The organism is Rhodococcus sp. p52 (assembly GCF_000763325.2).
GTDB lineage: Bacteria > Actinomycetota > Actinomycetes > Mycobacteriales > Mycobacteriaceae > Rhodococcus > Rhodococcus pyridinivorans.
Map to the genome: position 1 here is coordinate 3,748,108 of NZ_CP016819.1, position 12,790 is coordinate 3,760,897.

The 12,790-nt window shown below is 67.3% G+C and carries 12 protein-coding genes; 4 read left to right on the forward strand and 8 right to left on the reverse strand.

Annotated elements, in window-relative coordinates; translation table 11 throughout:
* Positions 1–4: 4 nt before the first annotated feature.
* The 5 genes from ureB to IM25_RS17330 form a co-directional block, all read right to left on the reverse strand.
* The gene (gene ureB, locus IM25_RS17310; RefSeq protein ID WP_033098158.1) at positions 5–334 is read right to left on the reverse strand and encodes an urease subunit beta; all 330 of its coding nucleotides are present in this window, start codon (positions 332–334) and stop codon (positions 5–7) included.
* 12 nt (positions 335–346) lie between these two features.
* On the reverse strand, positions 347–649 hold the full coding sequence (locus tag IM25_RS17315; RefSeq protein ID WP_006552043.1) for an urease subunit gamma: 303 nt from the start codon (positions 647–649) through the stop codon (positions 347–349).
* 253 nt (positions 650–902) lie between these two features.
* Positions 903–2,081, reverse strand: coding sequence for a CaiB/BaiF CoA transferase family protein (locus tag IM25_RS17320; RefSeq protein WP_033098159.1), 1,179 nt, complete (start codon positions 2,079–2,081; stop codon positions 903–905).
* Positions 2,078–3,808: an acyl-CoA dehydrogenase family protein gene (locus IM25_RS17325; RefSeq protein WP_033098160.1), complete on the reverse strand. Its 1,731-nt coding sequence runs from the start codon at positions 3,806–3,808 to the stop codon at positions 2,078–2,080. Before IM25_RS17325 ends, IM25_RS17320 begins: the two co-directional genes overlap by 4 nt.
* A 15-nt stretch (positions 3,809–3,823) precedes the next feature.
* Complete coding sequence (locus IM25_RS17330; protein WP_084295033.1) at positions 3,824–5,143, reverse strand: MFS transporter; 1,320 nt, start codon at positions 5,141–5,143, stop codon at positions 3,824–3,826.
* Positions 5,144–5,326: 183 nt separating this feature from the next.
* Here IM25_RS17330 and IM25_RS17335 point away from each other — a divergent pair, with 183 nt between their 5' ends.
* Complete coding sequence (locus IM25_RS17335; protein WP_033098215.1) at positions 5,327–6,205, forward strand: LysR family transcriptional regulator; 879 nt, start codon at positions 5,327–5,329, stop codon at positions 6,203–6,205.
* Positions 6,206–6,430: 225 nt separating this feature from the next.
* Here IM25_RS17335 and IM25_RS17340 read toward each other — a convergent pair whose 3' ends face one another.
* Complete coding sequence (locus IM25_RS17340) at positions 6,431–6,730, reverse strand: helix-turn-helix domain-containing protein (RefSeq protein WP_033098161.1); 300 nt, start codon at positions 6,728–6,730, stop codon at positions 6,431–6,433.
* A 299-nt stretch (positions 6,731–7,029) separates the two neighbouring features.
* Here IM25_RS17340 and IM25_RS17345 point away from each other — a divergent pair, with 299 nt between their 5' ends.
* Complete coding sequence (locus IM25_RS17345) at positions 7,030–7,875, forward strand: alpha/beta fold hydrolase (RefSeq protein WP_033098162.1); 846 nt, start codon at positions 7,030–7,032, stop codon at positions 7,873–7,875.
* Positions 7,876–7,879: 4 nt separating this feature from the next.
* Here IM25_RS17345 and IM25_RS17350 read toward each other — a convergent pair whose 3' ends face one another.
* Together IM25_RS17350 and ligD are read right to left on the reverse strand one after the other, a co-directional pair.
* Positions 7,880–8,281 carry a TIGR03668 family PPOX class F420-dependent oxidoreductase gene (locus tag IM25_RS17350; protein ID WP_033098163.1) on the reverse strand — a complete coding sequence of 134 codons (402 nt, stop codon included), beginning with the start codon at positions 8,279–8,281 and terminating at the stop codon, positions 7,880–7,882.
* Positions 8,282–8,303: 22 nt separating this feature from the next.
* A complete protein-coding gene (gene ligD, locus IM25_RS17355) occupies positions 8,304–9,272 on the reverse strand; it encodes a non-homologous end-joining DNA ligase (protein ID WP_033098164.1) in 969 nt (322 codons plus the stop codon).
* Positions 9,273–9,377: 105 nt separating this feature from the next.
* Between ligD and IM25_RS17360 the strand changes: the two genes are divergently transcribed.
* Positions 9,378–10,313, forward strand: coding sequence for a formylglycine-generating enzyme family protein (locus IM25_RS17360; RefSeq protein WP_033098165.1), 936 nt, complete (start codon positions 9,378–9,380; stop codon positions 10,311–10,313).
* An 88-nt stretch (positions 10,314–10,401) separates the two neighbouring features.
* Positions 10,402–12,729 carry an arylsulfatase gene (locus tag IM25_RS17365; protein WP_033098166.1) on the forward strand — a complete coding sequence of 776 codons (2,328 nt, stop codon included), beginning with the start codon at positions 10,402–10,404 and terminating at the stop codon, positions 12,727–12,729.
* The last annotated feature ends 61 nt before the right edge of the window (positions 12,730–12,790 follow it).

Here is a 12,790-nt window from a genome sequence, read left to right on the forward strand (position 1 = left end):
GTTCTCAGTCCTCCTGCTTCCGCACCTGGATGCCGGGTACGACGCGTCGCCCGCGCAGGGCGACGGCGTCCAGTTCGCGGCTGCTGCCGGGTTCGAATCGCTGCGAGGTCCCCGACGGGATGTCCAGGCGGAAGCCCTGCGCGCGTTCGCGGTCGAATTCGAGGGCCGCGTTCGCGTCCGGCAGGTGGATGTGCGATCCGATCTGGATGGGACGGTCACCGGTGTTGAGGAAGACAAGGGTGATGCGCTCGTCGTCGGAGCGATCCGCGTTGAGAGTGAGGGAGCTCTCGGCGACGCGAATCGCTCCGGGTCCCGAAGTCGGTCCGGATGCCATGTCGGGCTCCTTTCAGGAAATCGGGTGGTGGATCGTGACGAGCTTGCGTCCGTCCGGGAAAGTGGCCTCGACCTGCACGTCGGTCAACATCTCGGCGACACCGCCCATGACCTCGTCGCGGGCGAGGACCTCGCGGCCCTTCACCATGAGGTCGGCGACATCGGCGCCTTCGCGTGCCCGTTCGATCACCCAGGTGGACAACAGGGCAACGGCTTCGGGATAGTTCAGTCGGACGCCGCGGTCCCGCCGGTCGCGCGCCACCATGCCGGCGACGGCCAGAAGGAGTTTCTCGGTGTCGGCGGGAGTCAGCTGCATGTATCGTTCTTTCGTGCGAGTCGGCGGTCGTGCAATCGATGCCGATCATGCGCGGCTCTTGTTTCGCGGACGTTACCCCCGCGTATCGCGGAGAAATCCGGACGCGTCGACCTCAGAAGTGCTGCCGCACTGAGTGAACGCGACAACCCCCGGACCGAGATGTCTCCGCTCCGGTTCGGGTCCGAACAGCGCTGCGGCCGTCTCCGATCGATCGGAAACGGCCGCAGGTCAGCGACATTCGAGACGTTCGTCGCTAGGACGGAACGGAGACCTCCTGATATCCCGTAAGGATCTCGTCGGTGTGTTCCCCGTGCAGCGGTGGCGCCGACCGCAGCGGCGGTCGTGCCCCACCGAAATTGACCGGGAAAGCGATCTGTTCGAGAGGCCCGGACGCATGGTCGACGGTGCCGACCATGCCGATCGCGGCGGTGTGCGGATCGCTGTAGATCTCGTCGAGATGCCGGATGGGGGAGACCGGCACGCCGTGGTCTTCCAGGACGCGGCACCAGTGCTGCACCGTCCCGGTCGCGAACGCCGCGGTGAGGACCTCGTCGAGTTCGCTGCGATGCTCGATACGATCACGATTGCGGACGAACCGCACATCGGTCGCAAGTTCCGGTCTTTCCAGTGCCGCGCACAGCTTGTCCCACAGTCCGTCGTTCCCGACCGCGACGACGAAGTGGCCGTCGCTCGCCGGATACGCCTGATAGGGAGCGAGATTGGGGTGCGCGGAGCCCAGGGCATGCGGGCGCTCCCGGGTGGCGAAATAGTTTGTGGCCCAGTTGACGTGCATCGCCAGCTGGCATTCGAACAACGACGTGGTGACGTACTGGCCGCGACCGGTGCGAGTGCGTTCGACCAGCGCGGCGAGCACCCCGATCACCCCGAACAGTGCCGCACCGAGATCACCCATCGCGTACCCGGCCTTCATCGGCGCTCCGTTCGGTTCCCCGGTCAGCGACATCAGACCACCGGCGGCCTGGGCGACCATGTCGTAGCCGGGCTGGTCGGCCAACGGCCCCTCGTCACCGAAGGCCGAGATGTGCAGCACGATCAGGTGCGGATACTGCTCGGACAGGGCGCGGTAGTCGAAGATCTTCTGCAGACCGCTGCCGGGCTTGAAATTCTCGACCACGACGTCGGCGTCAGCGAGCATTCGCTGCACGATCCGCTGCCCTTCCTCGGATTTGAGGTCGATGGTCACCGACTTCTTGCCGCGGTTGACCGCGAGGTAATAGGTGGCGTCGTCGCCGACGAAGGGCGGCCCCCACACCCGGGTGGGGTCGCCACCCTCGGGGTGCTCGACCTTGGTGACATCGGCGCCGAGGTCGGCGAACGACATGGTCGCGTACGGTCCGGCGAGGATCTTCGACAGGTCGAGGACCTTGACGCCGGCGAGCGGGGCGGGGCCGGTAGCGGGCTTCGCAGTCATCTTAGTGCTCCTGTCAGTGCAGTCGGTGCCGCATCGGCGGCGGTGCTCGGTGCCGCAGCGGCGGCGACGGACGGGTCGACGTCGGTGCCGTCGGCGATCGCGGCGAGGTGGACGAGAGCGACGGCATTCGGCTCATCGGCCAGGCCGTCCAGGTAGGCGTGGGCGACGAGCAACGACCGGTGGCCGAAACCGTGTTCGATGCGGTGCGACGCCAGGTCCACGAGCAGGGTGGCCATCACCGTCTGTGCGAGATCGTCGGTGTAGGCGGCGCAGCGGGTCTGCGCGTGCGCGTCGTCGCCGGCGAGCAGGTCTTCGCCGCGCGCCTCGAGCACGTCCCACCGTTCCCGCAGTGCCGCGACGACCGGGGCGCATTCCGGATGCGCCGCGTCGAGCAGTGTGCGCTGCGCGTCGGCGAGGACCCGGTGCGCGCCGTTCTTGCGCATGGACCGGAGTACGTCGAGCGCGATGACGTTGCTCGAACCCTCCCAGATCGATCCGAGATGCGAGTCGCGGACGAGGCGGGCGAAAACGCGGTCCTCGATATAGCCGCTGCCCCCCCGGATCTCCATCGCCTCACCGGTGACGGTGCGGGCACGTTTGCAGATGTAGTGCTTGGCGACGGGCGTGAGGATCCGGACGACACCGCGGGCCTGCTCGTCGCCCTTGTCGGCACGGTCGAGGGTCGCACCGCTGTAGGCGACGAGCGCGAGCGCGGCCTCGGCGTCGAGCAGCAGCGGCAGCAGGGTGGCGCGCATGAGCGGCTGATCGAACAGGGACTTCCCGAAGACCTCCCGCTCCCTCGTGTGAGCGACGGCGTCGCGCACGGCGCGCCGGATCAGGGCACTCGAGCGCATCGCGTTCGACAGGCGGGAGGTGTTGAGCATCTCCGTCATCTGCCGGAATCCACGGTCGAGGTCGCCGACCTGCAGCGCGTACGCGCTGTGCAGGGTGATCTCACCACTGGGCATCGATCGCGTGCCGAGCTTGTCCTTGAGCCGGTCGATCGTGTACGAGTTCCGGCTGCCGTCGGGAAGTTGCTTGGGCAGCATGAACATTCCCACCCCGCGGGTCGAGTTCTCGTCGCCGCCGGGGAACCGGGCCAGGGTGATCACGACGTCGGCGTCCGGGTTGGAGGCGAACCACTTTCGACCGGTCAATCTCCATGCGGTGCCGTCGAATTCGGCGCAGGTCTCGGTCTTCGCGATGTCCGTTCCGGCCTGGGTCTCGGTCATGAACATCGCCCCGGTCAGGGCGGTGGCCGGATCGGTGGAAGTCAGGCCGTCGATCCACGGATCGAACACCTCGGGGTCGCCGAACATCCGCAGGGTGCGCGCGGCGGCATCGGTCATCGACACCGGGCAGGCGAGGCCGAACTCGGCCTGCACGAACAGATACGACGCCAGGTACTTGACGAGATGCGGGGGTGTGTCCGTCCAACCGTGGATCGGGCGGTGCGACAGTGCCGAGAGGCCGTACTCGCTGTAGGCGGCGCGGCACAGTTCGAGATAGGCGGGGTGGTACTCGATGCGGTCGATCCGTTCGCCGTCGGGGTCGTACTGGTGCAGCACCGGCGGATGGGCGTTCGCGATGGCCGCGAGCGCGTCGAGACGGTTGGCGGCGTCGGCACCCAGACGATCGAGGAGACGGTCGGTGAGCGGCCGGTCGGCGTCGGAGATCCAGCGGTCGAGTACCGCATGCAGGGCCGGGTCGGTATGGGCGTAGTTCATCGTCGTCCGTTCGTGTCAGGAGGCGTCGGCCGTCGTCCGGGCGGGTGCGGAGCGTGGTTCGTCGGGCTCGGTGGTGGTCGGTGAGCGTTTGAGCAGGGCGGTCATGCAGACCAGGGAGAGCAGCACGTACCCGATCCCGAGGCCGACGACCGGCCATATCGAGTCGGTGCGGTTGAGAAGGAACTGGCTCGCCATCGGTGCGGTGCCGGCGAAGATCGCCGTCGAGATCTGGTACGACAACGAGATGCCGGTGTAGCGCACGTGGGTGGGGAAGACCTGCGCGAGGATGCCGGCCAGCGCCGAGTAATACATCGCGTGCGGCGCGGTGGCGAGCACCATGCCGATGATCGCCCAGGTGAGCGAGCCGGTGCGGATCAGCACGAACATCAGTGGCAGGACGACGAGTTCGGGTCCGAGCATCCACAGCACCGCCCGTCGCGCGTCGATCCTGGTGGCGAGAACCGCCCCGAAGGGTTGGACGAGCACCTGCGCGACCAGCGCGAGGGTGATCACGAGCAGAAAGTCCGATCGGGTGAACCCGAGATCGGTGGTGGCCCAGGCGAGGGCGAAGGTCGTCTTGACGTAGGTGATCGCGACACCCGCCACCACGGCACCGACACCGAGGAGCAGCGACGCCGGATGGGAGCGCAGGACCTCGACGAGCGGCAGTTTCGTGCGTTCCTGGGCGGCCGCGGCGACGCGCATCTCGGGCGTCTCCTGGATCCGCACGCGGATGTAGAGGGCGACGATCACCAGCGCGGCGGACGCCAGGAACGGAATACGCCAGCCCCAGCCCTCGAAGGTCGCGTCGGACATCGCGGTGAGACCGAGAAAGGCAAGGGTGGCGAGGAGATTGCCCACCGGCGAACCCTGCTGCGCGAACGCGCCGTAGAGAACTTTCTTGCCGGGTGGGGCGAATTCGGTGGCGATGAGGACCGCTCCGCCCCATTCGCCGCCCATCGCGATGCCCTGCAGCACTCGAAGAAGGACGAGAAGGACGGGTGCCCAGATCCCGATCCGGTCGTAGGTGGGCAGCAGGCCGACGCCGACGGTGCCGAGGCCCATGAGGGCGAGGGTGATGATGACGGCGTTCTTGCGTCCGAAGCGGTCGCCGAAGTGGCCGAAGACGATGCCGCCGAGGGGGCGGGCGATGAACCCCACGGCGAAGGTCGCGAAGGCCGCAAGTGTGCCGACCGCGGGGGAGGCGTCGGGGAAGAACAATGCCCCGAGAACGAGTGCCGAGGCCGTGCCGTAGATGTAGAAGTCGAACCATTCGATGGTGGTGCCGACGAAGGCGGTCACACCGGCGCGGCGCGCTGCCCGGGTGTCGTGCATCGGACGTGGCGGCGGGGTCGCGGTGTGCTCTGGAGAAGTATTCACGCTGCACTTCCGAGGGCGTCGAGCGGACTCGGTCCGCGGATGAATGAGTCGTGGATCACTATCACCGGCGCAACCGTGTAAAGTCCAAGACCTAATCGAGCACGATTGTGTAGATCAAACGATAAAATGGAGGTCGGCATGGAACTTCGGCAACTGCAGGCCTTTCTGGCGGTGGCCGAGGAGTTGCACTTCGGACGCGCAGCGGAGCGACTGCACATCGCCCAGTCGCCGCTCAGTCAGACGATCCGTGCGCTCGAACGCGAACTCGGCGCCGAGCTGTTCGCCCGCACGACCCGCTCGGTGCAACTCACCGCGGCCGGTGAATCGCTGCTCGGACCCGCACGCGTGATCGCCGCCCAGATCGAGATCGCCCGGACCGTCGTGCGGTCGACGGCCTCGGGTGTCACCGGGGTGGTGAGTGTCGGGTTCGGCGGCGCGAGCGGGTACACGGTGATCTCGCAGCTGACCCGGCTGCTCGAGGAGCGTTGTCCCGGCATCGAGCTGGATCTGCGTCCGCAGACCTACACGGGGGAAGTGCTCGATCTGGTCTCGCAGGGACTGCTCGACATGGGGATCGTCGGCCTCCCGGTGCCCCGGGACGTCGCCACCGAGACGGTGCGGCACGAATCGCTCATGGTCGCGCTGCCGGCCGACCATCGGCTGGCAGCGCGGGAGGAACTCGATGCCGCCGATCTGACCAGCGAGCGGTTCGTCGTGTATCCCGCCGCCCACGGATCGAGCGTGCGGGAGATGACCTTCACGGTGTGTCACTCCGCCGGATTCACCCCGGTGATCGCCCGGGAGGCGCCGGATCCCTACAGCCTGCTGGCCCTCGTCGGAGCCGGCGTGGGGGTTGCGGTCGTCGTCGCGTCGACCACCGACATCACCGTGACGGGCGTGCGGTACGTCCCGCTGCGGAACAGTCCGGTGCTGCCGATCGCGTACGCGTGGCGCCGCGACAACCCGGCACCGGCGGTCCGGCGGGTGGTGGATGTGCTGCGCGCACATGTGAACTGACCGCTGTCGCACCCCGGTATGTGCCCTCCGGGTAGGTCGGGCGTGTCAAGGTGGAAGACACCCTCGAAAGGTCCGACGCTCGAACGGAGGAGGTGAACCATTGCCGGACACCGACGACCGACAACAGCACACCCAGGACGATCTCGATCGTGGCTCTCGACGTCGACGGGCCGTCCTGCAAACTCGTCGAGAAGGTGCCTCGCGACAGGACTGATGCGCTGACAACTACCGACTCACAAGGACCGCTCGGGCACGGTCGAGCACAGTGTTCAGCGCACGTTCGGCGGCGACACGGTCGGCCGGATAGACGGCCTCCCAGATACCGGACGTCAGCTCCTCGGTGCGATGTTCGATCCTTGCCACGGTTTCTCGTCCGGATTCGCTGAGCCGGTCGTCGCGGATCAGGCTCCGAGCGATCAGGGAATCGACGACCTCCGCAGTGTCCGGTGCGTAGGTGGTGTCGTGGAGCAGAGCGTTGAGAGTCTTCTCGGTGGGGCCGATGAGTTGTGGTCCGAGAGCGATCACGGTTCCTCCAGGAGTGTCGGTGTGCGGACAGCACCTCGAGTCGACTCGAGGTCGATACGCGATGCCATATGGCCGGTCGGTTCTGTAGATCTCGACGGCCGGACCGATGAGATCGAGGAGTTGCTCCAGTCTGTCCTTTCAACGCCACCACTCGTGGCCACTGTCGTGGACTTCGTTCACGCAAATTCGGACAAGACCGAACCCGATCGAGAAGGAGACGAGACCATGGGACATCGACCGCGGCTCGACGGCACCCGCTACGAGGACTCGACCTTGCACACCGGAAGCTCGAGCGAGTCATGACCACCGCCAGCACCAACGGGGTCGATCTGGGCATCGAGTCCTTCGGCGACGCGGACGCACCACTCGTCCTGCTCGTCGGCGCGACGACGATGCTCTCGTGGCCCGACGAACTGTGCGAGCGGCTCGCGGCGGGGGGGCGTCGTGTCGTGCGGTACGACCTGCGGGATTGCGGGGAGTCGACGACGAAGGACCCGGACGTGCCCGGCTACACCCTGCGCGACCTCGCCGACGATGCGGCAGCCCTCGTCGACGCGCTCGATGGCAGGCCGGCGCATCTAGCGGGCATCGGTGTCGGCGGCATGGTCGCCCAGGTCGCTGCGCTCGACCATCCCGCCACGTTCCGGGCCCTGACTCTGGTCGGGACGCGTCCGGTCGCCCCGGGCCCGTGCGACCGCGACCTTCCCGATCACGACGCAGCGACGATGAAGCGCATGTTCGCACTTCCGTTGCCCGAGTGGGCCGATCGCACGGCCGTGGCAGAATTCGCCGCTGCCCGCGCAGCAGTCCTCGGCGACGATCCGGCCGCCGCGCGCGTGGTCGCCGAGCGCATCTGGGACCGCACACCGAACGACGAGCCGTCGGTCCAGTCCGCGAATCAGCTCGGAATGGTCTTCTCCAGGCTCGATTGCACGCCCCGCTGGCGAGAACGCTTGCCCGAGGTCGGCATCCCGGCCCTCGTCGTGCACGGTCGCCGGGATCCGTTCTTCCCCGTCGGCAACGGAGAAGCCATCGCACGCGAGATCCCGGGAGCGCGGTTGCTCGTCCTGGACGATGCCGGCACCGCGGTCTCCGTTGCGGCGGTCGACGAGATCGCCGAGGCGATGCTCACGCTGGACCGGTAGTTGCTCACGCGGACCAGGATCGCCAGCGCAGCCTGTCGAGGGTGATCACCGGTCCCGGTGGTCGATTCGCCTGGTACTGCGAGTATTTGCGGACGAGCGCGTCGATGCCCGCAGTTCCCTCGGGAGTGTCCGCGTCGTGGACCGTGGCGATGCCGTCGATGCGGACCCACCACAGCTGCGACCAGTCGTCGCTGTAGTGGTCGACGAGCACGCACACCCGCGGGTTCTCTGCGATGTCGGCCAGGCGACGTAGGCGCCGGGTGGATTTGGGTTTGTCGTCGACGCACGTGTGGATCACGTCGCTGTCGAGCGCGAACACGATCGGAACGAGGTGCGGCGCGCCCGATCCGTCGGCGGTGGCGAGGCGGGCCACTCGGGCATCGGCGACACTGCGACGGACGTCCATGCGCCTCACGGTAACCGGAAGGTCAGTGTCGGCCGGGGAGATCGACCTCCGGCACCGTCTTGTCGGTGCGTAGTCCTCGCCAGCTCGGATGCCGCAGGCTTCCGCCCGCGTACTCCCGGTACTCGACCTCTCCGACGAGGATGGGCTCCACCCAGTGGGCGCCGTGGGTCTCCCGTGCCGGCGGCGCAACCGCCAGTGGGGTCGTCGGTCGTTCCAAGGGACGCAGCTGCGATCGCAGCTCACGTCGGGTCGCGGCGGTGAATCCCGTCCCGACCCGGCCGATGAACACCAACCGTTCCTCGTCGTCGTGCGCTCCGAGGAGCAGCGAACCGATGCCGCCGGCAGCCTTGCCGGATCCGGGGAGCCACCCGACGACGACCACCTCGGTGTTCCGATGCAGCGGCGTCTTGATCCAGCCGTCGCTGCGGGTCCCGGGTAGATACGGTGCGTCCGGGTCCTTGGCGACGATCCCTTCGAGGCCGTGTTCGCGCGCGACCGTGAGCATGGTCGGTGCGTCGACATCGGTCCAGTAGGGCGACAGCTGAACCCGCGGTCCGGGGACGATCAGATCGTCGAGGACGGCCCGGCGCTCCAGATAGGACAACTCCGTCGTGGACTCTCCGTCGAGAGCGAGGACGTCGAACAGGTAGATCAGCACCGGCAGCTCGGCGCGTAGCTCCTCGGTGGGACGGTGGACGTGCATGCGGCGCTGCAACCGGGCGAAGGACGGCCGCCCTTCGGAATCGAGGGTGACGATCTCGCCGTCGACGATGCAGTCCCGGCCGTCCGTCGCAGTGGTGAGCGGGTGGGGGAGTTCGGGGAAGCTCCGGGTGATGTCGTTGCCGATGCGGCTGGTCAGCCGGCACTGCCCGTCGGTCACCGTGGCGAGGGTGCGCTGGCCGTCCCATTTCATCTCGAACGCCCAGTTCCCGGTCGGCGGCGGACCGAGGGTCGCCAGCATCGGGGACAGTTCCGTCGTCGTGGAGGGCATATCCCGAGTCTGCGGTACGGGGCAGGGACGGGACCGGTGAATGCGCGGTCTCGTCGCGTCGGTGCGTCCCTCGCGCCCCGACCCGGGCCGTGCGAGGCTGACGTCATGACGCGTGCTGCGACACAGAACATGACTCTCATCGCCGGAGGCATGTTCTGGATGGGGTCGGAGGATTTCTATCCGGAGGAGCGACCGGTCCACCAGGTGACGGTCGACGGGTTCTGGATGGACACGCACCCGGTGACCGTCGCCGAGTTCCGGCGCTTCGTGAAGGACACCGGATACGTCACCACCGCGGAGGTCGCGCCGGACCCCGCCGATTATCCGGGCGCCGATCCGTCCCTGCTCGTGCCCGGCTCGCTCGTGTTCACGCCGCCTCCGGGGCCGGTACCGCTCGATGACTACACGAGGTGGTGGTCGTTCGTCCCGGGCGCGAACTGGCGTCATCCCGAAGGGACGGGGAGCACCGTCGGCGGGCGGGAACGCCATCCCGTCACCCACGTGTCGTGGTTCGATGCCCGCGCCTACGCCGAGTGGGCCGGCAAGGAACTGCCGACCGAGGCCGAATGGGAGTTCGCCGCCCGCGGCGGACTCGACCGCACGGCCTTCACATGGGGCGACGAGCACGAACCGAAGGGCCGGCCCGGCGGGAACGTCTGGCAGGGCGAATTCCCGTGGCAGAACCTCGAAACGGACGGATTCGCCGGAACCTCACCTGTCGGACACTTCCGGCCGAACGGATACGGGCTCCACGACATGGCGGGCAACGTGTGGGAGTGGACCGCCGACTACTTCACCGCGAACCATGCTTCGAGCGGCAAGAATGTCGCGCCGGCGTCGTCGTGCTGCATCCCGACGAATCCCCGCGTCGACAAGGCCGAACACGATCCGCGCGAGGCGTATCCGCGCCGTGTCATCAAGGGCGGATCGCATCTGTGCGCCCCGAACTACTGCCTGCGGTACCGACCCGCGGCCCGTCAGGGTGACACCGAGGAGACCGCGACGTGCCATATCGGATTCCGCTGCATCATTCGCCCGTAACAGGGCAGGTTTCACCCTGATCAGGGGTGTGTGCGGCCCGATACCGGTGGTGTACTGGGAACGGATGGGGTGAGAAGAGGCATCCACCATGAGCCAGGATCTGCGTCCGGATCCGATCCCGGGCGGAGAAACTCTGCCGTTCCCACCGGTGCCGTCGGGAAGCATCGCAGGACGGACCATGCAGGAATCGGTCTACAGCCCACGCGCACAGCACCGTCGCCTTCCCGACGACGCCCCGAACATCCTGGTCGTCCTCATCGACGACGCGGGCCCCGGTCTGCCGAGCGCATTCGGCGGCGAGGTGAGCACACCCACGCTCGACCGCCTGCTCGACGAAGGCATCAGCTACAACCGCTTCCACACCACGGCGATGTGTTCGCCCACCCGCGCATCGTTGTTGACCGGACGCAACCATCACCGCGTCGGAAACGGGCAGATCGCCGAACTGGCCAACGACTGGGACGGCTATTCTGGGCACATCCCGAAGTCGAGCGCCACCGGAGCCGAGGTACTGCGCCACTACGGTTACACCACAGCGGCTTTCGGCAAGTGGCACAACACCCCTGCGGAGGAGACCACCGCAGCGGGTCCCTTCGACAACTGGCCCACCGGAGTCGGTTTCGACTACTTCTACGGTTTCCTCGCCGGCGAGGCGTCGCAGTACGAGCCGAATCTCGTCCGCAACACCACCGTCGTGTTGCCTCCGAAGACTCCCGAGGAGGGCTACCACCTCAGTGAGGACCTTGCCGACGACGCGATCGGCTGGTTGCGCCGCCACAAGGCGCTCGATCCGTCCCGGCCGTTCTTCATGTACTGGGCCAGCGGTTGTCTGCACGGGCCGCACCACATCATGAAGCCGTGGGCCGACCGGTATGCGGGCAAGTTCGACGACGGATGGGACGCTTATCGCGAGCGGGTGTTCGAGCGGGCCAAGGAGAAGGGCTGGATCCCACCGGAGGCCGAACTCACCGAGCGGCATCCCACCATGACGGCCTGGGACGACATCCCCGACGACGAGAAGCCCTTCCAACGACGCCTCATGGAGGTCGCGGCCGGATACGCCGAACACTGCGACGTCCAGGTGGGGCGGCTGTTCGACGAGTTCGACCGGCTGGGCTATCGCGACAACACCCTGGTCTTCTACATCTGGGGCGACAACGGGTCGTCCGGTGAGGGCCAGAACGGCACCATCAGCGAACTGCTCGCGCAGAACGGGATCCCCACGACCACGGCCCAGCACATCGCGGCCCTCGACGAACTCGGCGGACTCGATGTTCTCGGCTCCCCGAAAACGGACAACATGTACCACGCCGGGTGGGCGTGGGCGGGGAGCACACCCTACAAGGGCATGAAGCTTCTCGCGTCCCATCTCGGGGGAACCCGCAATCCCATGGTGGTGCGCTGGCCTGCGCGCATCACGCCGGAGCGCACCCCACGCAACCAGTTCCTGCACTGCAACGACCTGGTACCGACTTTCTACGAGCTACTGGGCATCACACCGCCGCGGACCGTCAACGGGATTCCGCAGGATCCGATCGACGGCGCCGGTTTCGCCCGGACCTTCGTGGACCGTGACGCGCCGGCGGGCAAACTCACCCAGTACTTCGAGGTCATGGGCAGCCGAGCGATCTACCACGACGGATGGATGGCGTCGGCCTTCGGGCCCCGCGCACCGTGGCTGCCCGGCCTGCCCGGCGGAATCCGCGATTGGAGCCCGGACGACGACACCTGGGAGCTGTACAACCTCGACGAGGACTGGACGCAGAACCGCGACCTCGCCGAGCAGTACCCCGAGAAGTTGGCCCAGATGCGGGAGATGTTCGCGATCGAAGCGGCCAAGAACAACGCCCTTCCCATCGGCGGGGGCCTCTGGGTCGCGGCAATCCATCCGGAACAACGCATCACCACGCCGTACACGAGTTGGGATTTCACCGGCGACGTCGCCCGTATGCCCGAATTCTGTGCTCCTGCACTGGGAAACAAGAACAACCGGGTCTGCATCGAGGTGACCTTCCCGGAGCGGGCGCACGGCGTCCTATATGCGCTGGGTGCCAACGGTGGTGGCCTGACGTGCTTCGCGGACGACGGCTATCTCTGCTACGAGTACAACCTGTTCATCCTGATGCGGACGAAGATGCGTTCGGCGAGCCGCGTCGCACCCGGGCACCACCTCGTCGAGGTGGTCACCAAGTACGCCGAAGCGCGCCCCGGTGGTCCGCTGAACGTCCGAATGTCCGTCGATGGGCAGTCGGTGGGGGAGACCGTCGTGCCGGTCAGTGCGCCGTTGCTGTTCACGGCCAACGACTGCCTGGACATCGGCACCTGCCTGGGTTCACCGGTCTCGCTCGACTATTTCGACCGGGCACCGTTCCCGTTCGACGGGAGCATCGACAGGATGACCGTCGAATACACCTGAACGCAGCTCTTCGAGCGCCTTACCGGCTCCGGGCGGTGGATCCGCCCGGAGCCGCGAGGTC